18 protein-coding genes and 2 pseudogenes are annotated in these 20709 nt (G+C 72.5%); 9 read left to right on the forward strand and 11 right to left on the reverse strand.

The window, feature by feature from the left end; translation table 11 throughout:
* Nucleotides 1-90: 90 nt before the first annotated feature.
* Nucleotides 91-402: pseudogene (locus ACGF2V_RS29460) on the reverse strand (PHP domain-containing protein); the annotation flags it as partial.
* Between ACGF2V_RS29460 and ACGF2V_RS29465 the strand changes: the two are divergent.
* The 5 genes and pseudogenes from ACGF2V_RS29465 to ACGF2V_RS29485 all read left to right on the forward strand — a co-directional run.
* Nucleotides 356-580, forward strand: a pseudogene (locus ACGF2V_RS29465) (LysR family transcriptional regulator); the annotation flags it as partial. The pseudogenes ACGF2V_RS29460 and ACGF2V_RS29465 sit on opposite strands and share 47 nt — an antisense overlap.
* A gap of 141 nt (nucleotides 581-721) precedes the next feature.
* Complete coding sequence (locus ACGF2V_RS29470; protein WP_362628098.1) at nucleotides 722-2086, forward strand: MBL fold metallo-hydrolase; 1365 nt, start codon at nucleotides 722-724, stop codon at nucleotides 2084-2086.
* A 99-nt stretch (nucleotides 2087-2185) separates the two neighbouring features.
* Nucleotides 2186-2575 carry a rhodanese-like domain-containing protein gene (locus ACGF2V_RS29475; RefSeq protein WP_362628101.1) on the forward strand — a complete coding sequence of 130 codons (390 nt, stop codon included), beginning with the start codon at nucleotides 2186-2188 and terminating at the stop codon, nucleotides 2573-2575.
* Nucleotides 2572-3318, forward strand: coding sequence for a sulfite exporter TauE/SafE family protein (locus tag ACGF2V_RS29480; protein ID WP_362628104.1), 747 nt, complete (start codon nucleotides 2572-2574; stop codon nucleotides 3316-3318). Before ACGF2V_RS29475 ends, ACGF2V_RS29480 begins: the two co-directional genes overlap by 4 nt.
* Before the next feature lie 139 nt (nucleotides 3319-3457).
* On the forward strand, nucleotides 3458-4036 hold the full coding sequence (locus tag ACGF2V_RS29485) for a rhodanese-like domain-containing protein (protein ID WP_362628107.1): 579 nt from the start codon (nucleotides 3458-3460) through the stop codon (nucleotides 4034-4036).
* A gap of 283 nt (nucleotides 4037-4319) precedes the next feature.
* Here the strand turns inward: ACGF2V_RS29485 and ACGF2V_RS29490 are convergent, their stop codons facing one another.
* A complete protein-coding gene (locus ACGF2V_RS29490; protein WP_362628109.1) occupies nucleotides 4320-4925 on the reverse strand; it encodes a TetR/AcrR family transcriptional regulator in 606 nt (201 codons plus the stop codon).
* A 50-nt stretch (nucleotides 4926-4975) separates the two neighbouring features.
* Between ACGF2V_RS29490 and ACGF2V_RS29495 the strand changes: the two genes are divergently transcribed.
* A complete protein-coding gene (locus ACGF2V_RS29495) occupies nucleotides 4976-5527 on the forward strand; it encodes a GNAT family protein (RefSeq protein WP_362628112.1) in 552 nt (183 codons plus the stop codon).
* Nucleotides 5528-5744: 217 nt separating this feature from the next.
* Here ACGF2V_RS29495 and ACGF2V_RS29500 read toward each other — a convergent pair whose 3' ends face one another.
* From ACGF2V_RS29500 to ACGF2V_RS29510, 3 genes are all read right to left on the reverse strand, one after another.
* Nucleotides 5745-10538, reverse strand: coding sequence for a caspase family protein (locus ACGF2V_RS29500; RefSeq protein WP_362710683.1), 4794 nt, complete (start codon nucleotides 10536-10538; stop codon nucleotides 5745-5747).
* On the reverse strand, nucleotides 10535-10972 hold the full coding sequence (locus ACGF2V_RS29505; protein WP_362628118.1) for a hypothetical protein: 438 nt from the start codon (nucleotides 10970-10972) through the stop codon (nucleotides 10535-10537). Before ACGF2V_RS29505 ends, ACGF2V_RS29500 begins: the two co-directional genes overlap by 4 nt.
* Nucleotides 10973-11122: 150 nt before the next feature.
* On the reverse strand, nucleotides 11123-11482 hold the full coding sequence (locus tag ACGF2V_RS29510; protein WP_362628120.1) for a peptidoglycan-binding domain-containing protein: 360 nt from the start codon (nucleotides 11480-11482) through the stop codon (nucleotides 11123-11125).
* A 165-nt stretch (nucleotides 11483-11647) separates the two neighbouring features.
* On the opposite strand from ACGF2V_RS29510, the gene ACGF2V_RS29515 reads away from it, so the two are divergent.
* From ACGF2V_RS29515 to ACGF2V_RS29525, 3 genes are all read left to right on the forward strand, one after another.
* Nucleotides 11648-12091, forward strand: a complete 444-nt coding sequence (locus ACGF2V_RS29515; protein ID WP_362710686.1) for a hypothetical protein — start codon at nucleotides 11648-11650, stop codon at nucleotides 12089-12091.
* Nucleotides 12091-13431 (forward strand): nucleotide sugar dehydrogenase, encoded by a 1341-nt coding sequence (locus ACGF2V_RS29520; protein WP_362710689.1) that lies wholly within the window; start codon nucleotides 12091-12093, stop codon nucleotides 13429-13431. The genes ACGF2V_RS29515 and ACGF2V_RS29520 overlap by 1 nt, the downstream gene beginning before the upstream one ends.
* A 198-nt stretch (nucleotides 13432-13629) precedes the next feature.
* A complete protein-coding gene (locus tag ACGF2V_RS29525) occupies nucleotides 13630-14163 on the forward strand; it encodes an EF-hand domain-containing protein (protein WP_362628130.1) in 534 nt (177 codons plus the stop codon).
* 106 nt (nucleotides 14164-14269) lie between these two features.
* Here the strand turns inward: ACGF2V_RS29525 and ACGF2V_RS29530 are convergent, their stop codons facing one another.
* Genes ACGF2V_RS29530 through ACGF2V_RS29555 form a run of 6 tightly spaced genes read right to left on the reverse strand, consistent with a single transcriptional unit; the run spans nucleotide 14270 to nucleotide 20432 of the window.
* Nucleotides 14270-14695: a DUF6917 domain-containing protein gene (locus ACGF2V_RS29530; RefSeq protein ID WP_362628133.1), complete on the reverse strand. Its 426-nt coding sequence runs from the start codon at nucleotides 14693-14695 to the stop codon at nucleotides 14270-14272.
* The gene (locus tag ACGF2V_RS29535) at nucleotides 14692-15825 is read right to left on the reverse strand and encodes a Gfo/Idh/MocA family oxidoreductase (protein WP_362710692.1); all 1134 of its coding nucleotides are present in this window, start codon (nucleotides 15823-15825) and stop codon (nucleotides 14692-14694) included. The genes ACGF2V_RS29530 and ACGF2V_RS29535 overlap by 4 nt, the downstream gene beginning before the upstream one ends.
* On the reverse strand, nucleotides 15822-16988 hold the full coding sequence (locus ACGF2V_RS29540) for an Ldh family oxidoreductase (RefSeq protein WP_362628138.1): 1167 nt from the start codon (nucleotides 16986-16988) through the stop codon (nucleotides 15822-15824). The genes ACGF2V_RS29535 and ACGF2V_RS29540 overlap by 4 nt, the downstream gene beginning before the upstream one ends.
* Entirely contained in the window at nucleotides 16988-18373 is a 1386-nt protein-coding gene (locus ACGF2V_RS29545; protein WP_362628141.1) for a M20/M25/M40 family metallo-hydrolase, read from the reverse strand. The genes ACGF2V_RS29540 and ACGF2V_RS29545 overlap by 1 nt, the downstream gene beginning before the upstream one ends.
* Nucleotides 18370-19464, reverse strand: a complete 1095-nt coding sequence (locus tag ACGF2V_RS29550; protein ID WP_362628144.1) for a TIM barrel protein — start codon at nucleotides 19462-19464, stop codon at nucleotides 18370-18372. The genes ACGF2V_RS29545 and ACGF2V_RS29550 overlap by 4 nt, the downstream gene beginning before the upstream one ends.
* The gene (locus ACGF2V_RS29555) at nucleotides 19461-20432 is read right to left on the reverse strand and encodes a Gfo/Idh/MocA family oxidoreductase (protein ID WP_362628146.1); all 972 of its coding nucleotides are present in this window, start codon (nucleotides 20430-20432) and stop codon (nucleotides 19461-19463) included. The genes ACGF2V_RS29550 and ACGF2V_RS29555 overlap by 4 nt, the downstream gene beginning before the upstream one ends.
* Nucleotides 20433-20709: the final 277 nt, after the last annotated feature.

The raw sequence follows: 20709 nt of genomic DNA on the forward strand, positions 1-20709 counted from the left end.
CGGCAGACCCATGCGCACCGCGCGAGTCAGAGCACTTCTCAGAATCGCTTCACCACCGGACTAAAGCCCGGTGCACTGCGATTAGACCCGGTAGCTGGCCTGCGTACTGAGCCAGAACAGGTTCCGCAGGCCCTGCGCGGTCTTCGCCCACATGGTCATGTGCGTGAAACGGCCGCCGCCGGACACGTCTTTGGAGCCCTCGCCGTCGTCGCCCGCGGCGCGGCGTCCTCCCCGCCCCCAGAACTCCCGCTTCCGCGCGAACCGGGACGAGGGCGCCACGTACGCCTCGATCCCGATGATCGGCTTGACGTTCTCGAAGTCCTTCGCGACCTGGGCGAACTCATGGGCCCCGAACATGTTCCCGTGGTCGCTCATCGCGATCGCGGGCATGTGCCAGCAGGCGGTCTCCAGGCGCATCGCCACGCTCGAACATGACCTCGGGGTGCGGCTGTTCGACCGCACGGGGCGCGGCGTCGGCCTCACCATCGACGGCCAGGCGTTCCTCCCCCACGCCCGCGCCCTCCTGCAGGCCGAAGCACGCGCGGCCGCGTCCGTACGTCCGGGCACCCGTGGGCGCCGGTCGCGCGCCCCCGCGCCGGGTACACGCACGTTCCCCCCACGCGCACAGGGCTCTCCCCCACCCGAAAGATACCCCTAGGGGTATTGTGCTAGGGTCGAGATATACCCCAGGGGGTAAATGCAATCACTGGAAGGAGCGCCCATGTTCTTCGTCGACACGATCGAGGTGGCCGGGCTCGGCAACCGCAGCTACCTGGCGGGCGGCGGGCGGACGGCCGTGGTGGTCGACCCGCCCCGCGACATCGACCAGGTGATCGCGGCGGCCGCACGGCGCGGGGTGCGGATTTCCCACGTCGTCGAGACGCACCTCCACAACGACTACGTCACCGGCGGCCTGGAGCTGGCCCGGCTCACCGGCGCCGCCTACCTCGTCCCCGCGGGGGCCCGTGTCTCCTACGACCGCGTGCCCGTGCACGACGGCGACCGTCGCGAGATCGACGCCGAGGCCGGCCTGGCGCTGCGCGCGCTGGCGACGCCCGGCCACACCCCGCACCACACCTCCTACGTGCTCGAGGAGGACGGCAAGGCCGTCATGGTGTTCACCGGCGGCTCGCTGCTGATCGGCACCGTGGGCCGGCCCGACCTGGTCGAACCGCGGCTGACGGAACACCTCGCCCGGGCGCAGCACGCCTCCGCGCACCGCCTGGCCGAGGAGCTGCCGGACGACGCGGCGGTGCTGCCCACGCACGGCTTCGGCAGCTTCTGCTCGTCCAGGCAGGCGACGGGCGAGTCCACCACGATCGGCAGGGAGAAGGCGTCGAACGAGGCACTCACCCGTGACGTGGACACCTTCGTCGCCGATCTGCTGGCCGGCCTGGACGACATCCCCGCCTACTACGCCCACATGGGTCCGGCCAACGCCGCGGGGCCCGACCCGGTCGACCTGACCCCGCCCTCCCTGGCGGACGCCGACGAGATCGCCGCCCGGCTCGCCGCGGGTGAGTGGGTGGTGGACCTGCGCCACCGGGTCGCGTTCGCCGAAGGTCATGTCGCCGGCTCGTTCAACTTCGAGGCCGAGGGACAGCTCGCCACCTACCTGGCCTGGCTGATCCCGTGGGGCAAGCCGGTGACCCTGCTCGCCGAGTCCACCGAGCAGCTCGCCACCGCCCAGCGCGAACTGGTACGGGTCGGCATCGACCGCCCGTCCGCCGCGGCCACCGGAGAACCGTCGCGCTGGGTGCGGCAGGGCGAGGCCCTCGCCTCCTTCCCGCGGGCCACGTTCGCCGATCTCGCGGAGCACCCCGGGGACGGCATCGTCGTACTGGACGTCCGCCGGAATTCCGAGCGGGCGGCGGGCCACGTGGCGGGCTCGGTCCACATCCCCGTCCACCTCCTGCCCCGCCGCCTCGACGAGATCCCCGCGGGACAGGTGTGGGTCCACTGCGCCGGCGGCATGCGCGCCGCCATCGCCGCCTCCCTGCTCGACGCCGCGGGCCGTGACGTCGTCGCCGTCGACGACCCCTTCGACGCGGCCGAACAGGCCGGGCTCACGATCCGCACGCGCTGACGACGGCGTCGCGGATCACCGCACCCGGAACGATCACCGCGCGCGGAGAACGAAGCCCCGAGAACGAAGCCCAGAGAACGAACAGGAGCGAGTACCACGATGAGCCTCTTCGGACGCGACCGGTGCGGCCCGGAGCGGGTGACCGCGCGGGAGGCCGCCGCCCGCACCGGGCACGCGCGAGCGGCCGGAATCACCACGACCGCCGTGCTGCTCGACGTACGCGAATCCCACGAGTGGCAGGCCGGCCACGCCCCCGGTGCCATACATCTGCCCCTCGCGACGCTGATCGCCGATGCCGTGCTGCCCGCCGAGGCGCGGTCACGACCGGTCGTCGTGATCTGCCGGTCGGGCCATCGCTCCCGGCGGGCCGCCGAACTGCTGCGGGCCGGCGGCGTCGAGGCCGTCGACGTCACGGGCGGCATGCGGGAATGGGCCGAGGAGGGGCTGCCGGTCGTGGACGCGCGGGGCGGGAACGGGGCCGTGGTGTGAGCGCGGTGATCATCGCCCTGGCCTCCGGGGCCGTCATCGGTCTGGCACTCGGGGCCCTCGGGGGCGGCGGCAGCGTCCTGGCCGTCCCCGCCCTGATCTACCTGCTCGGCTTCACCCCCCTCGCGGCCACCACGGCCAGCCTGGTCATCGTCGCCGTCACCTCCGCCACCGCCCTGTCCGCCCACGCCCGCGACGGACACGTCCGCTGGCGCACGGGGCTGCTCTTCGCGGCGGCCGGTATCGGGCCGGCCATGCTGGGCGGCGCACTCGCCGGACGCCTTCCGGATGCCGTCCTGACCACGGCGTTCGCCGTGATCGCGGCCGCCGCCGCGGGACGCATGCTCAAACCCCGCGCGTCCCCGGAAGGCACCACCCCGGTACGGCCGGGCCGGGCAGCGGCCGCCGGCGCCGGACTGGGCGCGGTCACCGGGGTCCTCGGCGTGGGCGGCGGCTTCCTCGCCGTCCCCGCGCTGGTGAACGTCCTCGGCATGCGGATGCGTGCGGCCGTGGGCACCAGCCTGCTCGTCATCACCGTCAACTCCCTGGCAGCCCTGGCGATGCGCGCCGGTACGGCCGACGGACTGGAGTGGGCCGTCATAGCACCGTTCACCGGCGCGGCGATCCTGGGCGCCTGGGACGGCAGGCGCCTGTCGGCGAAGCTGTCCGGACACGCCCTTCAGCGAGTGTTCGCCCTCGTCCTGCTGGCCGTGGCCGGCTTGATGCTGGTGGACGCGGTGGTGTGATGACCGCCCGAGCCGGATTCCGCCACGCCCTCAGGGGTGCACCACCCTCTCAAGCTCACCTTCCATGACCACTCGGAAAAATACCCCTCCCGCACGCCCCGGTTCGGGGCGGCGGCGACCATCAAGGATCACCTCTGCCATGAACACCCCCATCGCTCTCGACGCCGACCAGGCCCGCGCCCGGCTGCACGAACTCACCGTCATCGACGTGCGCACCCCCGGCGAGTACGTCTCCGGCCACCTGCCCGAGGCGCTGAACATCCCCCTGGACCAGATCCGGCGCGCGCTGCCCGAAATCCGGCGTGCGACCGAGCGCGGCGACGTGCTTGTGGTGTGCGCCTCCGGCGCCCGTTCGGAAAGCGCCTGCGAACTCCTTGCCGAGCAGGGCATCCCGGCGGCCACCCTCACCGGCGGCACCAGTGCGTGGGCGGCCGCGGGACACGACCTGGAGCGGCCCGTCGCCTGTGACACCCGCGCCCGCTGGAGCATGGAGCGCCAAGTGCGGTTCACCGCGGGGACGGTGGTGCTTCTGGGCCTGCTCCTCGGCCTGCTGGTGCACCCGGCCTTCCAGATCCTCTCGGCCGGCGTCGCGGGCGGCCTCGTCTTCTCCGCACTCACCAACACCTGCGGTATGGCCGTCCTGCTGGCCAAGCTGCCGTACAACCGCCCCCGCTCGACCGATCTCGCCGCGACACTCGCCGCGCTGCGCCACCGCTGACCACGGGCACGGGACGGCGGTCGCCCGACGCAGCACCGGCACCGCGTCGCCGTTCTCAGCACCCGGCCACGACCGTTCTCGTTGCCGCGCGTGCGGCCGCCCCCGTGGGCGGTGCGTGCCGTGGCGCGGGAGTGCGCCCCCGCCGGCTCGTGGGAGCCCGCATCCCGTTCGGCCCGGACGCGTTCGTGGTGCGCTCCCCCATGCCGGCGGCCCGGCCCCGTGGTCCTGGAGAGAAGAACCCTGATCCGACCTCAGAGCCCGCCTTCGGAGCCGTGCCGAGTGATCATCGCTGGATTTCGGTGCGGCGCGCGGTCAGGGTGGCCAGGTAGTCGTCCAGAAGCTCGGCCTGCCGCTGCGGCGGGAAGGCCGCCGGGTCGAACAGGGCCTGGACCACCAGGCCGAGAACGAAGGACTGAGCACCGGCCGCGATGTGTGCCGCGTTGCCCGGGGGCAGTTCGCCGAGCTCCTGGGCTGCGGTCACCCGCTCGGTCAGCCTTTCGCGGCTTTGGGCGTACTTGCGGGCGTAGTCGGTGCTCAGCGCGGGCTCGCAGAGCGCGGCGTCCCAGGAACAGACCCAGATCCGGTTGCTGTCGGTGGCCTCGGGGGTCAGCGGCAGGATGTCCAGCAGTGCGTCCCTGACGGCGGCCAGACCTTTGCCCGCAGGGCGGCGGGGGCGGGAGAGGGTGCGCCGTTCGAGCAGGTCGAGGGCGTGCTCGACCAAGGCCCGCTTGGTGGGGAAGTAGTGCGTGAGCAGGCCGGTGGTCGCGCCGAGCTCCACGGCGACGGCGCGCAGGGTCAGGCCGGCGAAGCCGCGTGCGGCCATGACCTGCCAGACCGCTTCGGAGACGTCGCGTCGGCGGGCCTCGTGATCTCCCTTGGTGCGTGGCATGCTGCCACGGTACATTGCCATAACGCTTGTTATGTAAATGGGAGGCTCTCATGTTCTCGCTGCCGCTGGGCGACGGTGCCCGTCTTGGCCCGCTGGAGACCTGGCATGCCGAGGAGTTCGCCGATCATTTGGATCGGGCCCGCGAGCACATTCGCCCGTGGGTCGGGGCCGCGTTCGTCACCGATGACGTGGACGGGGCGCGGGCCACGCTCAAGCGGTATGCCGAACGCCAGGCCGGCGACGGAGCCCGTCTGTTCGGCATCCGGCGGGATGGAGTGCTGGTCGGCGGTGTGATGTTCACCGATTTCGATGCCGCTGCCGGCTCGTGCGAGATCGGTTGCTGGCTGGAGCCGTCCGCCGAGGGCCAGGGTCTGATCACACGGGCGTGCACCGCGTTGTTGGACTGGGCGTTCACGGCACGGGGGCTGCACCGGGCCGAGTGGCATTGCCGGGCCGACAACGACCGCAGCTCAGCGGTGGCCAAGCGGCTCGGCATGACGCTGGAGGGTGTGCAGCGCGAGACATGGCCGTACGAGGGCGTGCGCTACGACAAGCAGGTCTGGGCGGTCCTCGCTCCCGAATGGCGAGCCATGGGTCGGTGACCGGCGACGGCTCCGCCGGACAGGCACGCCGTGGCTTCGAGGAGCTTGCCGGCCGCCGACGGCGAGACCCACCGGCTGATGTCGTCGATCCACGACGCGGGTCGGCACCGCGCCCGAGGACGCTCGGCGCCCGGTCGGGCCGGGAAAGGCGCGAACTCGACATGGGCGGGCCGCTGAAGAGTGTCGTGAAGCAGAGCCCGCCGCCCGGCAGACGACCCTACTTCGACGACAGGGCCTGACCGGCCAGGTGGCCGTCGCAGGTGTCCTGATAGGGCTGCCCCGGCACGTAGGTCTCCCACTCGTCCTCGGTGAGTCCGCCCTCGGCCACGGTGCAGGCAGCGCCGAAGAGGTCCGCACTGATGTCGGGGAGGCGGTTGAGGTCCCAGATGATCAGTGAGTCGCCGCCCCCGCTCGCCGTGGCGGCGTACCGGCCATCCGGGCGGAACGCGAGGTCGGCCACGTCCCGGCTGTGGCGGTTCAGCACGACGGCCGTATGGACGCGGGTCCGGTCGGCCACGCTCCAGAAGACGACGCTGCCGTCGCTCTGGGCGAGACCGGCGACCAGATTCCCGGCGGGGTGGTAGACGTACCGGCTGATGGTGTCCCGGTCCTCGGAGACCTCCGCCGTCTTCTCGGGGCGACGCGGGTCCGTGATGTCCCAGAGGATGATGTCGCGGTCCGAACCGCCGGTCACCAGGGCCTTTCCGTCGGGCGCGAAGGCCGAAGCGTGGTTGCTGTCCGTGAGTTCGACCGCTTTGCGGGAGTTGTCGGCAGGCCACAGGTACGTGCGCAGCCCCGGCAGCGCCACCAGCTTCCCGTCGGCGCTGAACTGCACGCCGTCCAGGGCGGAGAGACCTTCGGCGAGCGTACCGAGCTTGCGGGGACGTGCCCGGTCGCCGATGTCCCACACCATGGCCCATCCGGGCGAGAAGAAGGTCTTCGCCCCGCTGACGATCACGCTCCGGCCGCCCGCGCCGAAGTCCACGGACGTGATGGGGTCGGTGTTGTGGGAGAACTCGGTGACCTTCCGCGGGCGGGTGCGGTCGCGGATGTCCCAGACGCGTACGTTGCCGATCCGGTCGCCCGCCGCGAGCAGCCGCCCGTCCCGGCTGATCGCGAGGTCGGTGACGAACCCCGGCATGGACGCGGCGGCGGTACGCCGGGGCCGTGCGGGAGAGGTCACGTCGTAGAGGGTGACGGCCTGGTCATAACCCGCGGTGGCCAGCGCCCGTCCGTCCGGGGTGAAGGACACCGAGGCGAGGGAGGCTCCGACGTCGAGTGTGGCGACGGGGCGGGGCTGAGCACCGCCGTCGACGTCCCACTCGATGATCTCGTTCCAGTCGGTGGACACGATCTGGTGCCCGTCGCCGGAGAAGCGCAGTGACTCCACGGTGGAGGCGTGGCCGTTCAACCGGGCGGACTCGACGGGGTGCGCGGGATCCGTCATGTCCCAGAGCGCCACGGTCTCGTCCAGGCCGCCCGTGGCCAGGGTGAAACCGTCGGGGCTGATCGCGACCGCGCTCACGCCCTCCTTGTGGGCGGTCCAGTTCGCCACCTTCCTGGGGTTCGTGGGGATGCGCAGGTCCCAGACCTGCACCGTCCGGCCGTTCGTGGTGACAAGGAACCTGCCGTTCCCGCTGAGGGCCACCTCCTCGTCGACGCGCGGGATGCGGGCCAGCGGGCGCGGTGCCGTCGGGCGGGAGATGTCCCAGAGGGTCACGCCCGACGTGTGAGTGATCGACTCGCTGTTGACGGCTTCGTCGCGGGCGGTCACGATCCCGGTCGAGGTGACGAGTGTTCTGCCGTCCGGGCCGAAGAACACCGCGCTGCTGTCGTAGACGTTCTTGCGCACCGTGAGCGGGACGGGGCGGGCGTGGTCGCGGATGTCCCACAGGACGACAGCTCCCTGCGTCTGCGACACGTCCCTCGGCGCGTTCCAGCCGACGGCCAGCATCGTGCCGTCGGGGCTGAAACCGGCTCCGCTCGGTCTGCCCCGGACGTCCGGCGACTCCAGTGAGCCCGTACGGCGCGGTCGTGCGGGGGTGGTGGTGTCCCACAGGGTCACCGCGCCGTCGTCACAGGTCACCGCGAGCATCCGGCTGTCGCGGTCGAAGGCGTAACCGCCCGGGGATCCGTCGCAGGGGGCGAAGGCCGCCAGACGGGTGTTGCGGGCCCGCTCCCCGATGCGGCGCAGCACCAACTGGTCGTCGTCCGCCTCCCCCACCTGTAGCCGGCCGTCGGGGCTCAGCAGCGGTCCTTGTTCTCCGTGGGCGGAGCTGCCGGCCAGGCGGCTCTGGACGAGGGTGTCCGACACCGCCGCCCGGGTCTCGGCGGTGGGGTTCAGCGCGTGCGCGGCCATGGCGAGTTTCAGGGCGAGCCGGGGCTGGGCGGCGCGCCGGGCCGTGGCCTCGGCGACCAGGGCCCGGTGGGTGGCGGTCTTGCGTTCCGCCTTCGCCACGCCCTGTTGCTGGAGTGCGAGCGCGCCGCCGACGAGGGCCAGGACGAGGGCGATCGCGACCGCGCCGAGGGCCTGTTTCAGGCGCAGGGTACGGCGCGCTTCGCGGGCCCGTTCGGCGCGGTCGGCCTCGGTGCTGGCGGCCAGGAACTCCTCGTCGAGCCGGGGCAGTCGGCGGTGCCTGAGCCGTTCCTCGCGCACCAGGCCGCGCGCGGCCTCCAGGAGGCTGCCCCGGTAGTGGAAGCCGGGGTCGCGGCCCGCGGCCTGCCAGGCGCGCGCGGCCTCGGAGAGCCGCTGACGCACGATCAGGCCGCTGCGGTCCTCGTCGATCCACTGCCGCAGCCGGGGCCAGGAGCGCAGCAGCGACTCGTGGGAGAGTTGCGCGCCGTCCTGGTCGACCGTGATCAGCCGGGCCTCGGCGAGCCGGTCCCGGATGATGCCGACGATGCGCCGTTGCTGCGGCGAGAAGCCGTCCAGCAGGGCGTCGGGGGCGACCTTCCGTCGTACGAGGGTGTCGCCGCCGTCGACGGTCACATGGACCATGCGCAGCAGCAGTTCGCGCAGGGCGTCCCGACCGGCCGGGTCGAGGTCCTGGTAGAGGCGCTCGGTGGTCGTGCTGATGGAGTGCCAGATGCCGCCGGTGGCCTGGTACCCGGCCAGGGTCAGGGTCGTTCCGCTGCGTCTTCGCCAGGTCTCGCGCAGCGCGTGCGCGAGGAACGGCAGGGCGATGTCGAGATCGGGCCCGGACACGTCCCGAGGTGGCGCGGCGGGAGCCTGCGCGAGGGCGGGAGCCTCCACGTGGGCGGGCTTGTCCGTGGCGGCGGACGTGTCCGTGGCGGCGGGCATCTCCGCACGGGCGGACGTGCCCGCAGCGGCGGACCTGCCCGCAGCGGCGGGCGTGCCCGCGTGGGCCGTGGCCGTGGCGTCCTCGGGTCGTACGTGGCCCCACCGCAGGTCCTGGAGCAGCCGCTCGGTCAGGCCCTGTTCCAGTCCCAGTCCCACGACGCGGGCCGGTCCCTCGATCGCGGCCCTCAGTCCTTCGTCGCTCATCGGCGGGACCGTCAGCTGTCGCCGTTCCAGTACCGGTACGAGCGCGGGGTGCGCGAGGCAGCTGCCGTAGTGGTCGGCGCGCAGTCCCAGAACGATGCGTGGACCGGAGGTGTCCCGTGGTTGCGAGTCCTCTGCCGCCGTCTCCGCGCGGGTCGCCGCCGCGTCCTCTTCCCCCTCGCCCTCGCCCTCGGCGGCCGGGGTGAGTATCTCGATGAACCGGGCGCGTTCGACGGGGTCGGGGCAACGGGTGAAGACCTCTTCGAACTGGTCGACCACGAGCAGTCGACAGGACGGACGGCCGGGCACCGGCTCCGGTAATCGCCCGCCCCCGACGAGCCGCCGGTGCACGTCCGCCGTCGTTCTCCCGGTCGCTCGGGCCCACAACTCGGCGAGTGCCCAAAGAGGTTGGGCTCCGGGTGCCGGCAGCAGCAGCGCCGGCCACGGCAGGTCGCGCGAGTCGGCCGCGGACAGGTGGCGTTGTTCCAGCCCGGCGAGCAGCCCGGCCCGTAACAGGGACGACTTCCCCACGCCTGAGGCGCCGATGAGCACGGTCACGGACGACGTGCGGTCCGGGTCGGTGGTACACACGGCGTCGAGCAGCCGTCGGGCGAGCGCGTCGCGTCCGAAGTAGTGGCGGCTGTCGGCGGTGCGGAAGGACTCCGTGCCGGGGTAGGGGCACGGGATGTCGGCGGGCGGATCGTCCCGTCGGGCTCCCTCGCCGTCCACCGTGCCGCCGTCCTCGCGGTAGGCCCGGTTCCGGGCGATGAGCAGCGTGCCCAGCGAGCCCTCGCTCTGGCGGCGTGGCCGGATCGGTCCGTCCGCGAACGCGTGGTCGAGGGCCGCGTAGAGGCTGTCCATCGTCAGCCAGAACGGTCCTGTCGGGTCGCCCTCGGTCAGCAGCCGCAGCAACCGCCCGCTGAACAGGGTGTGGCGCCGGCCCTCGGGGGCGAACGACAGGTCGTAGCGGGAGGTGGCGCTGAGCAGCAGGCTGCCGTCGGGCCTTGCGGAGACGAAGGGCTCGTGGGCGGGGCCACCGCTGCCGGAGGGGACGTCGGCCCGCCCGGAGTAGCAGCAGTCGAGTACGACGATGCCGCCGCCCGCGCAGTCGCTCAGCAGGCCCTGCACCGTGTGGTAGGGCACGGCGCGGGAGATCTCTTCAGGGGAACGGGTGGCGTGCGTGGCGAGGTAGAGCTCGTCGCCGGGGCCCAGCAGTCCGTGTCCGACGTAGTAGAGGAACACGGCGCCGGCCGCCCGGCGTGCCACGCGCTCGATCGTGCCGATCACCTCCTCGGTGCCTGCGTCGGCGGGCACGCGGACGACACGCTCGGGGCCGAGTCCGCAGACGTCCCGCAGAGCGGCCTCCAGGTCGTCGAGCGTGGTGGCGACCGCGGGCAGATCGGGCAGTTCGGAACCGGGGGCGTGGCGGTGACTGCCGATCAGGACGGCGTGCGCGCCGGACGCGGCGAGTCCGGTGGTCCCGTGCGCACCGGTGGCTTCCGGTGTCATGGCAGGCGGGGCGGGACCGGTGGTTCCTCGTCGGCGGTCCGGTGCCCGGCGGGAGCGGACGGCGTGTTCGAGGTCGTGTCCAGGGAAGCGGTCAGCTCTCTCACGAACCGGGCGTTCTGTTCCGCGTTCAGCCCTTTGAGGCGGGTGGTGGAGACGGTGACCGTGGTCCCGTCGGGCCGGGTGACGGTGATGGTCTGATCACCGCGGCGGGTCTGCACCCAGGCGACGAGCGCTCCGGCGAAGACGGCAGCCACGCCGCCGGGTGCCAGCAGCGCGAGCAGCGCGTCGGTCTCCAGTCCCATGGTGTCGGGCCGCAGGGGCCCCGGCGTGTGCGCGCGGATCCGTCCGCGGAGTTCGGGCTCCTCGGACAGCCAGCGGCGCAGTTCGCGCAGTGCTCCGCAATCGCCGTCCTCGGTTGTGATCGCTATGCGCACGCGTCCTCCCCCGTCAGGTCCCTCGCGAGTCCCTCGCCGACGGCCCGGGCCGATTGTACGACGGCTGTCAGGCGGTTCTGAAGGCTCTTTTCAGGTCCTGTGGTGACGACGTGTGCTCGGTGACTCGTGCCTCCCGTACCACTTCCAGGTCTATCCCGGGTACGGGTCGTAACAGTCGAGGGCCGGATGGTAGAGAACGGTCCAGGTCTTGGGGCCGATGATGCCGTCCTTGGCCAGGCCGTGGCATCCCTGGATCCACTTGATCTTGGTGAGTGTCTGGCTGCCGAAGGTGCCGTCGACAGCCAGCTTGGGCACACCGCCCCAGACGTTCGACAGGCACTGGGCCTGCTTCACTCCCACTCCCGTGTTGCCGTGCCGCAGGGTCGGGCGGTAGGTCGACGAAGCGTAGGAGCAGCCTCCGGGCACGGCACCGGCCGATGGCGCGCCGACGCCCAGGACTCCGACTGCGAGCGCCGCGGCGCTCAGGACGGACGCGATCCGGCGATTCATGACGTTCCTCCCCACTCGAAGGGTGGTCACCAGGGGTGGCAGACAAAGACTGCAAGGATGCGGCGCTCCCTTGTCGAGAACGGTAGGCGGACTTCGGCCGGCCCGCCCCGGGGGACGAACGTGCCCGAGCGGCAAAAGGAGCGGAGCGTAGCGGGTTCCGTTCCCTTGCTGATGTCGCTGTTGGATCCCATCACCCATACGTGTGCATATATCTCTTCGGCAGACATTGAGACCATCTCCGACCCCAAAATATTCAGTGTCCACGAACTCTTCGTGCGCGCCGCTACAGGAGGTTGGAAATTGCATCGCTTCGGGGTCGCAACCGTACTCGCCGCCGCGGGTGCGCTTTCCGTATTCGCACCGGCGGCCCATGCCGCTCCCGCGAGCGGTGGTGAGGTCGTTGTTTTCCGCACCGAGGTCTCTCCGGTCACCGCGTACGAGAATCCCCGGGGCTGTCATAAACTCCCGGCCGATTCCCATGTCCTGGTGAACCGGAGCGACCGTCCGGTGACCGTGCACGGGGACCCGTTCTGTCTCACGCCCGGGCTGGTCGTGCGACCGGGGCACGGCGCCCATGCCGTGCCCGGCAGCGGCAGCTTCTCCGGCTGATGGGGCACTCGCCACAGGGGGCGGCCGGATCCTCCTCGGTGCGGCTGCCACGGCAGACGCCGTCATCGGGGCCGGGGGGCCGGCCCGCCGAGCTGGTGGTCGTCGGGCTCGGGCACGTCGGGCTGCCGCTCGCGCGCGCCGCCTGCTCCGCCGGGATCCGGGCCGTCGGGCTCGATGTCTCCTCCCGAGTCGTGTCCGGTCTCGGCTCCGGTCGTTCGCACGTCGGCGGTGTCGCGGACGACGAGGTCGCGGGGATGCTGGAGCACGGCTTTCGCGCCACGGCCGATCCCGGTGTCCTGCGCGGCGCGCGCACGGTGGTCATCTGCGTGCCCACCGGGCTCACCTCGGACGGCGGACCGGACCTCTCGGCGATCGAGAAGGCCACCACGGAAGTAGGCCGCGCCCTCGCTCCCGGAACCCTCGTCGTCCTGGAGTCCACCAGCCATCCGGGCACCACGGAAGGCGTCGTCAAACCACTGCTGGAAACGGGGAGCGGGCTCGTCGCGGGTCGCGATTTCCATCTCGCCTACTCCCCCCAGCGCATTGACCCCGGAAACCTTGAATGGGGCGTGGAGAACACGCCGAAAATCGTCGGCGGATACACTCCGGAATGCGCGAGACGCGCGGTCGCATTCTATTCGCGTTTCATTCGGGACCTCGTCCTCGCGAAAGGGATCCGCGAGGCCGAGATGGCCAAACTTCTGGAAAATACCTACCGTTATGTCAATATCGCCCTGATCGACGAGGTGGCGCTCTACTGCCGCCGCGCCGGAATCGATGTATGGGATGTCCTGCATTGTGCCGGGACAAAGCCCTTCGGTTTCGGCCGCTTCACCCCGGGGCCGGGGGTGGGCGGTCACTGCATCCCCGTCGATCCGCGTTATCTCGCCGTCGAGGCCGAACGGCAGGGTTACTCCTTCCGGTTGCTCGCCGCCGCCCGGGAAGTGCTCGATGCCATGCCCGGACACGTCGCCGGGCGGGTGCTCGAACTGCTCGACAGCCACGGCGTGAAGGCCGAGGGCGCGAGGGTGCTGCTCCTCGGCGTCACCTACAAACCGGACGTGGCCGACACCCGCGAGACCCCTGCCCGGGCCATCGCTTCCCGGCTGCTGGAGGTCGGGATCCAGGTCGGCTACCACGACCCGTACGTGGAGCACTTCCACGTGGGCGACGCCCCACTGCCCCGGTCCACCGACCTGGAGGAGGCTCTGGGCACCGCCGACCTCGTCGTCCTCCTGCAACCCCACTCCTGCTACGACCCCCAGGCGCTGAGCCGCTGCGGCCGTCCCGTGTTCGACACCCGGGGAGCGCTGGCCGGTCGGCTCGTCACCCCGCTCTGAACCCGCCCCGCACATACACAGCTTCCTGATTCCGTGCCCCGCCCCCAAGCGGTGGCCTCCAGCTCGCACGTCGGTCCGGCGTGCGCGGCCGGATCCCGTTGCGCCGGTGCGGCCGGTGACCGGGGTCCGGTTCTTCACCGCGATACCGCCTTCACCGCGATACCGCGGATAACAAGAAACACAACAAGGAGTACAGACATGACCAATGCCCTGGCCAAGGACCGGCTGCGCAAGCGCTTCGCCCGCTGGGACGTCGACGGCAACGGCCTGCTGGAGCTGGAGGACTTCCGGCAGGAGGCCGCCCGCATCGCCTCCGGGTTCGGCGCGGCGCCGGCCTCCCCCGGGGTACGGGCGCTGCACGACGCCTTCGAGGCCCTCTACACCCACCTCGCCGAGCAGTCCGGGAGCAACGCCCAGGAGGGCATCTCCGAGCAGGGCTTCCTGCAGGCCACCGAGCAGCTTCTGTTCACGGAGGGTGAGGCGGCGTTCAACCGTGCCCTCTCGCCGGTGGTGAAGGCCCTCGTCGCCCTCTCCGACAGCGATGGCGACGGAACGCTCAACGCCTCCGAGTTCGAGGCGTGGCTCGCCGGGATCGGTCTGCCGCGCAACGAGGCCGCCGAGACCTTCAGCAAGATCGACGCGGATGGTGACGGGCAGCTGAGCGAGGACGAACTGCTGCGTGTGGTGCGTGAGTACCACTACGGGCGCCTCGACGTCGAGCTGCTGGGCTGAGTCCGGCCCGTCACAGGCCGGGGCCGGTGGCCGGACTCCTCGTCCGGTCACCGGCCCCGGTGCGTTTCTCCCGGTTCCCCCGGTCGTCGCTGTTCTCGCGGCCCTCTCAGTCCTTCCCCGCCGCCGGCTGCTCACCGAAGACGACCGGGGACTCGGGGCGAAGATCGAGCGAAGCACCGGTCAGCAGAACGGGGTTGTGGACCAGGATGTTGTAGTGGTTCGGGAAGTGGCAGCCGTCGAAGCCGAGCACCGGGCCCACCTCGATCTCCCCGATCCGCAGCATGTCCCCGCGGTCCACCACCCCGCCGCACTCCATCTCGGCGAAGCCGAGGAAGCCGACACGGTCGATCCTGGCCCCCGCGACCGGGTCCCACTGGTCCGTCACGACCAGCTCGTGCACCTCCCCGGCGCGCACGCAGCGGCCGGCCCACTCCAGCAGGCTCATGCCCCGGTCCGTACGGCTGTGCAGCAGCACCTTGACCAGGGTGGCGCGCACCACCCGCTTGGGGCCGTCCTCGGCGGTCTTCCTCATGGCCGGGCCCCCCGGACGTCCGGGTACCGTGCCGGCTCAGGCACGCGTGGCGCGTCCGGACGGGCCGCCTCGCGCGCGTACGCCGCGGCGACGAGGTCGAGACAGGCGAGGCCACCCCCGGCGCCGTCACCGGACCCGCCCCCTGCGCTGTCACCCGTTCCCCCTCCGCCGCCGTACCCGGACCCGCCTCCGCCGCCGTACCCGGACCCGCCTCCGCCGCCGTACCCGGTCCCGGCCCCGGCGGCACCCGTTCCGGCCCCGGCGCCACCCGTTCCGGCCCCGTCCGTGGTGGTGCGGAGTCCGGCGAACTCCACGAGAATCCGTTCGTACTCGTGCCACAGCGAACCCTTGAAGCCCGGATGGCCGGCGAGCAGATCGGCGTGGAGGGCGCGCCCGTCCGCAAGGGTCACGGTGACGTCCTTGGCCTCCCCCGGGTACGACCAGTCCAGCAGCACCTCCGCCTCCGCGCCGTCGGCCGCCCGCAGCCGCAGGTGGGCCGTGCGGTCCACCCCGGCGGCGTCCCGGCCGACGAAGGAGTGCGTCAGTGCGACGTCGCCGAGCAGTTGGCGTACGAGGTCGAAGGCGTTGGGCCCGTTGTCGGCGACGCAGCCGCCACCGCACCGCTCGGGCTCCAGGTACCAGGACTCGCCGCCGGTGTGCTCCTCGATGCGTTCCAGGTAGCGCACCCGTACCGTCCGCACGGGCGAGCCCGCGGCCGTGACGCCGGCCCGCAGGGTCGCGAAGGCGTCGTTGTGGCGGCGGTGGAAGGCGGTCAGCAGCGGTGTGCCGGACTCGGCGGCCAGAGCGGCGAGTTCGCGTCCCTGCTCAGCCGTGAGGGCGAGCGGCTTCTCGACGCAGACCGGTACGCCCGCGGTGAGTGCCGTCCGGCACACCTCGGCGTGGGCGTCGTTCGGGACGGCGACCACCACGCCGTCGAGGGAGGTCTCGCGCACCATCGCGGCGGCATCGGTCCATCCGGGCACCGCGTCGCCGTGCCGGCGCAGTGCCTCGGGGCGGGCGTCGCAGACCGCGGCGAGCCGCCAGTGCGGGGAGCGCTCCAGGGCGGCCAGGTAGTAGCGGGAGATGGCGCCGAGGCCGATCACCCCGAGGGCCGCGCGTGTGGCCGTCACGGGCGCGTGCTCCCCTCGTTCCGGGAACGGGAGCGTCGGGTCTCGGGCAGGGCCTGCCCGAGGTCGAACAGGCCCAGGCCGGTGAGTTCCTCGTGGAGCCAGGCGGGCAGCGGAACGCCCTCGCGCCGTCGGTGGAGCGCGTCTTCGGCCTCCCTCCAGCCCGGGTAGCGGACCTCCTCGTCGCTTCCCGGGGCGGGCGGGCTGGCGTTGACGGTGCCGAAGAGTTCCCGCATCGCGTCCGCGAAGCCTTCGCCGGGGCGCAACTGTCCGGGGTCGACGGCGAGCAGCAGGAAGCCGATGCCGTCGTCGCTCCCGCGTGCCTCCTCGTCGTCCGTCAGGGCCTGCGGGGCGGGCCCGGTGGCGCTTCCGGAGAGCCCGGCGGCGAGCACCTCGACGGCCAGGGCGAGGCCGAAGCCCTTGTACGCCCCGGTCTCCGGGTCTCCGCCGAGCCAGCGCAGCCGGGCCTCGCCCCGGTCGTAGGCTCCGGGGTCGGTGACGGGGGTGCCATGCTCGTCCTCCAGCCATCCGGGCGGCACCGGTTCCTCGTGCCGCGCCGCGAGGCGGAGCCGTCCGGTGGGTACGGCCGTGGTGCTCATGTCGAGGACGAAGGGGTGGCCGGGGAGGGCGGGGGCGGCCACGGCGAGGGGGTTGGTGCCGAGCAGCGGCAGTGCCCCGCGCGGGGCCGGGACGAGTCGTTGGCCTCCGCAGTTGCTCGCCACGAGGCCCACCATTCCGGACGCCGCGGCACGCCCCGCGTGGAAGCCGGCGCATCCGAAGTGGGTGCCGCCGCGTACGGCGACGAGCCCGATGCCGTGCCGTCGGGCCCGTGCCACGGCGTCGTCCATCGCCTCGGCCGCCGCCCACAGCCCGAGGGCGCGCCGGTGGTCGACGACGGCGCAGGCGCCGAGGTCGGTCACGGTGGCGGGTTCGGCGCGCGGGTCGCAGCGTCCCGACTCCAGCAGTGGGAGGTAGAGCCGGGCGAGGTTGAACAGTCCGTGCGAGGGAAATCCGCTCAGCTCGCCGTGGCAGAGCGCCTCGGCGGCGGTGCGGGCGCGGGCGGCGGGGAGACCGTGGCGGGTGAAGAGGCCGGTGAGGGCGTCGAGCAGCCGTTCGTGGGCCACGAGGACGGAGGGTGCCTCGGCCTGACGGACGGTGGTGGTCATCACGCGGTGGTACTGCCTTTCGGGTGAACGTTCCCCTGGGCGGGGACGGGGGCGTGGACGGGAACGGATCGGGCGGACTCCTCGGCGAAGGCGCCCAGGAGGCGGGCGACGATCCGGGCGAAGCGCTCCAGGTCGTCGAGGTCGATGAACTCCCCTTGCGCGTGTGCGTGGTTGGCGTCCAGACAACCGGGGCCGAGGACCGTGGTGTGGGTGCCGGGCAGCCCGCTCGCCCAGATCGCGTCGCAGGTGAAACCGGGGTCGTCGGGATGCGCGGGGCGGGCTCCGGCCGCGGTCAGCAGTGCCTCGGCCCACGGATCGCCGTTGCGCAGGGCCGGCAGATCCCGTTTGTCCCAGCGCAGCCGGACGAGCCGGGCGGCGTCCTCGGCGGTACGGGCGAACGCGTCGGTGGCGCCGAACCGTCGGGTGAACGCGGCCAGGGCGGAGTCGAGGGCGTCGGTGAGGGCCGCGGCGAGCCGTGCGCCGTCGGCCCCGGTGCCGTAGGAGAGGTTGAGGAGGAGGGTGCCGGTGCCGTAGACGCGGTTGTGGCGTTCGCCGGTGTGCAGCCCGGCGACGCAGACACGGGTGCCGGGGACGGCGCCGTCGAGGCGGTGGGCCAGGTGCTGGGCGAGGTGGCCGAGCAGGACGGTGGCGTTGTGCCCGGCCTCGGGCCGGTCGTCGATGGCGTCCTCTCCCTCGACGGTGATGCGTGCCGTCATGGCGGCGGTCGCGCGGGGCACGGAGCGCAGCCCGGTGGGTTCGCAGAAGACGTTGATCCGTCCGTAGTGACCGGCGGCGATCAGTGGGCGGGTGCCGTAGGTGCCCATCGCCCCGCCCTCCTCGCCCGCCACGGCCTGCACGAGGACGGCCACGTCGCGGCCGACCGCCGGGTGCGCGGCGACCGCCGCCCGGATCCCGGCGAGCAGGGCCACCGCGGGGCCCTTGGCGTCGGCGGCCCCCCGGCCGTGGAAGCGGCGGCCGTCGAAGCGCACCGGTTCGACGCCGGCCACGGTGTCGAGGTGCACGTTGAACATGACGGTGCGGGCGGGCGGCAGCCGGGGCCCCAGGCGCAGCAGCAGGCTGGGCTGGGCGGTGAGGAAGCCGGGGTCGGCACGGGCCGCCTCCCGTACCACTACGGGGACGCCTGGACGCTCCAGCCAGCACGGATCGGCGGGGGCGTGCCGTACGACGCGCAGCCCGCAGGGTGCGGCGGCCCGGGCGTAGAGCTCCTGGGCGATGCGCAGGGGGTGTTCGCCGCCGGTGCCGCGTTCGAGGGGGCCTTCGACGGGGCCTTCGAGAGGGCCGGCCGTGGGCTGGTCCAGCAGGCGCAGGAGGAGTTCGTGGTCGCTCGTGTGCAGAAGGGGCGACTGCGGAGGGAACGTGCTCATGGGGTGCCTCCGCCGTGGCCGTGGTCCGTCGGGCCGTCCCCCGCCGGAGCGTCCCCCGTCGGAGTGCGCACCACCGGGGCGTCATCCGGCGGTGTGCGTACCACCGGGGTGTCCAGGAGTTCCGCCAGGCGGCGGCCCGCCCGGACGAAGAGGTCCGCCGCGCCCTCGCCCGGCCGTGACAGGCCCTCATGGGGGCGCACGGCGAGGTGGGGTTCGATGGAGTACGCGCCGTCGTAACCGGCCTGTGCGAGCAGCCGCAGGCAGGTGCGGACCTCGGCCTCGCCGTCGCCGGGCAGTGTGTAGGCGATCCCTCCCGCCGCGTCGCGCACGGCGTCCTTGACGTGTACGTGGTCCACGTACGGCAGGAGCGGGCGCAGCAGTACGGCGGCCCGGTAGCCGTGCGGGACCCCGTTGCCGATGTCGAAGAGCAGGCGCAGGGCGGGGCTGTCCACCTCCTCCAGCAGGCGCAGGACGCGTTCCGCGTCGTCGCCCGCCCAGCCGGCACAGTTCTCGTGGAGCAGGGTGAGTCCGGCCGCCGCGGCGCGGTCGGTGAGACGGCGCAGCCGTTCGACGGCCCTGCGGCCCCATTCCGCCTCCGGCAGCCCGTCGTTGGGGTAGGACATCACTCTGACGCGGGAGCAGTTCAGGAGGTCCGCGTACTCCTCCAGGACGCGCAGTTCATCGAGGTCCTGGGCGAAGTCGGAGGTGATGGGGCGGGCCCAGTTGCCGATGCGGGAGGCGAGACAGACCACTCGGACACCGGACTCGGCGAGGCGCCGGGCCATGGTGCGGACCTCGTCGCGGGGGAGGTCTGCCAGGGGGATGCCGTCGACGGAGCGGAGTTCGACGGCGGTCCAGCCGAGTGTCCGTACGGCGGCGAGCTGGCCGTCCAGGCTCGCGGCGGCCTCGTCGGAGAGACCGGCCAGGACCGGGCGGGCCGCCGGTCCCGAGCGGCCGGGGGCCGCGCGGACCAAAGGCTCGGGAGCCGCGCGGACCGAAGGCTCGGGGACAGGGCGGGCCCAGGGGTCGGGGGCCGAGGAGTCGGGGGCTGCCGGCCCGGAGGGCTCGGGAGTGGCGGGTCGGTGTGTCACAGCAGGGCCTTCGCCTCGCAGACCAGACGGGCCGCTTCCGCGGTGGTGGCGAAGTGCCCGTGCGGGGAACCCGGGGAATCCTCCGTGGCGAAGTCCTGGTAGGCGGCGCGGAAGAAGACGAGGAGGGCGTCGTCGCGGAAGATCTGGGGCGCACGGCCGGGGAGTTGGAGCTGGGCGTGGTCGTCGTCCTCGCCGATCGGGTAGTGCGCGACGACGGTCGCGTCCCGGAACTCCAGTTCTGCGCTGCGGCGGCGGACGGGCGAGGTCAGGTCCGAGCGCAGTCGGGTGCGGACGCCGTTCGTGTGGTGCAGCTCGACCCGTGCCCCGCCGAGGTACGGGCGCGCCTCGTGGTCGGTGCGCAGTTCGGTGCAGGAGGCCCGTACGACCTGGGCCGGGCCGCAGAGGTGTACGGCGAGGGCGAGAGCGTGCGGTATCTCCACCTCCAGGGCGGTGCGGTGGGAGCCCGAGGTGAGGGACCGGGTGAAGCGCGGTTTGTCCTGGTCGATGGTGAGCCGCCGCAGGGGGCCGTAGGGCTGTTTTGTCACCAGTTGCCGTAGCCGTGTGGTGAGTTCGGCGGCCAGCCAGTGGGTGACGGCCATCAGGCGCAGGCCCGCTCGCTCGCGCAGCCGGAGCAGGGCGGTCAGCTCGTCCCGGGTGGTGGCGATCGGTTTCTCGATCAGCAGATGCCTCACCCCGTGGTCCGCCAGTTCGCGCACCAGCGGCAGCCGGTCGTGCGGCGGGGTGCAGAGGTGGGCGACGGTCGTCCGCGGGTCGTGGACGTGGCGCAGGGCCTGTTCCGGTGAGGTGGTGAGGACCACACCCGACAGATCGCGCGCGAGATCGGGGCGCGGGTCGCAGCCGATCACCGGTCCCAGCCGGATCTGCCCGGACCGTGCCAGGTTCCGGAGCGCCTTGAGGTGCAGTCCGGCTCCTGAGCGGCCGAGTCCGACGACCAAGGGCTGTAACAAGGTGGCTCCTTCGAGGGGAGAAAAAAGGACGGAGGAGAAGGACGGAGAGGACAGAGAGAAGGGCTGATGAGGACGGAGGGATGGGTCCAGGGGCTCGGAGGGGCGGCGGGGCTCTCGGGGCACGACGGCACGACCGCCCGTCGCTTTGTGTGGTGTTGGTTCGGTGTTGGCGTGGTGCCAGTGCCCGTACCCGCCGCACGCGGGTGGTGACGAGGGAGCGGGACGGGCTCCCGGCAGCCGGGACGCGCATGCTCCGGTGCCTCGGCGTGTTTCCGCA

It is taken from the genome of Streptomyces sp. NPDC047982 (genome assembly GCF_043204165.1).
In the GTDB taxonomy this organism is placed as follows: domain Bacteria; phylum Actinomycetota; class Actinomycetes; order Streptomycetales; family Streptomycetaceae; genus Streptomyces.

Excerpts from the sequence above, each read along its gene's own strand:
- ACGF2V_RS29470 (WP_362628098.1), top strand. The coding sequence starts at position 722 with ATGTTCTTCGTCGACACGATCGAGGTGGCCGGGCTCGGCAACCGCAGC.
- ACGF2V_RS29475 (WP_362628101.1), top strand. The coding sequence starts at position 2,186 with ATGAGCCTCTTCGGACGCGACCGGTGCGGCCCGGAGCGGGTGACCGCG.
- ACGF2V_RS29485 (WP_362628107.1), top strand. The coding sequence starts at position 3,458 with ATGAACACCCCCATCGCTCTCGACGCCGACCAGGCCCGCGCCCGGCTG.
- ACGF2V_RS29490 (WP_362628109.1), bottom strand. The coding sequence starts at position 4,925 with ATGCCACGCACCAAGGGAGATCACGAGGCCCGCCGACGCGACGTCTCC.
- ACGF2V_RS29495 (WP_362628112.1), top strand. The coding sequence starts at position 4,976 with ATGTTCTCGCTGCCGCTGGGCGACGGTGCCCGTCTTGGCCCGCTGGAG.
- ACGF2V_RS29500 (WP_362710683.1), bottom strand. The coding sequence starts at position 10,538 with ATGACACCGGAAGCCACCGGTGCGCACGGGACCACCGGACTCGCCGCG.
- ACGF2V_RS29510 (WP_362628120.1), bottom strand. The coding sequence starts at position 11,482 with ATGAATCGCCGGATCGCGTCCGTCCTGAGCGCCGCGGCGCTCGCAGTC.
- ACGF2V_RS29520 (WP_362710689.1), top strand. The coding sequence starts at position 12,091 with ATGGGGCACTCGCCACAGGGGGCGGCCGGATCCTCCTCGGTGCGGCTG.
- ACGF2V_RS29525 (WP_362628130.1), top strand. The coding sequence starts at position 13,630 with ATGACCAATGCCCTGGCCAAGGACCGGCTGCGCAAGCGCTTCGCCCGC.
- ACGF2V_RS29530 (WP_362628133.1), bottom strand. The coding sequence starts at position 14,695 with ATGAGGAAGACCGCCGAGGACGGCCCCAAGCGGGTGGTGCGCGCCACC.
- ACGF2V_RS29540 (WP_362628138.1), bottom strand. The coding sequence starts at position 16,988 with ATGACCACCACCGTCCGTCAGGCCGAGGCACCCTCCGTCCTCGTGGCC.
- ACGF2V_RS29545 (WP_362628141.1), bottom strand. The coding sequence starts at position 18,373 with ATGAGCACGTTCCCTCCGCAGTCGCCCCTTCTGCACACGAGCGACCAC.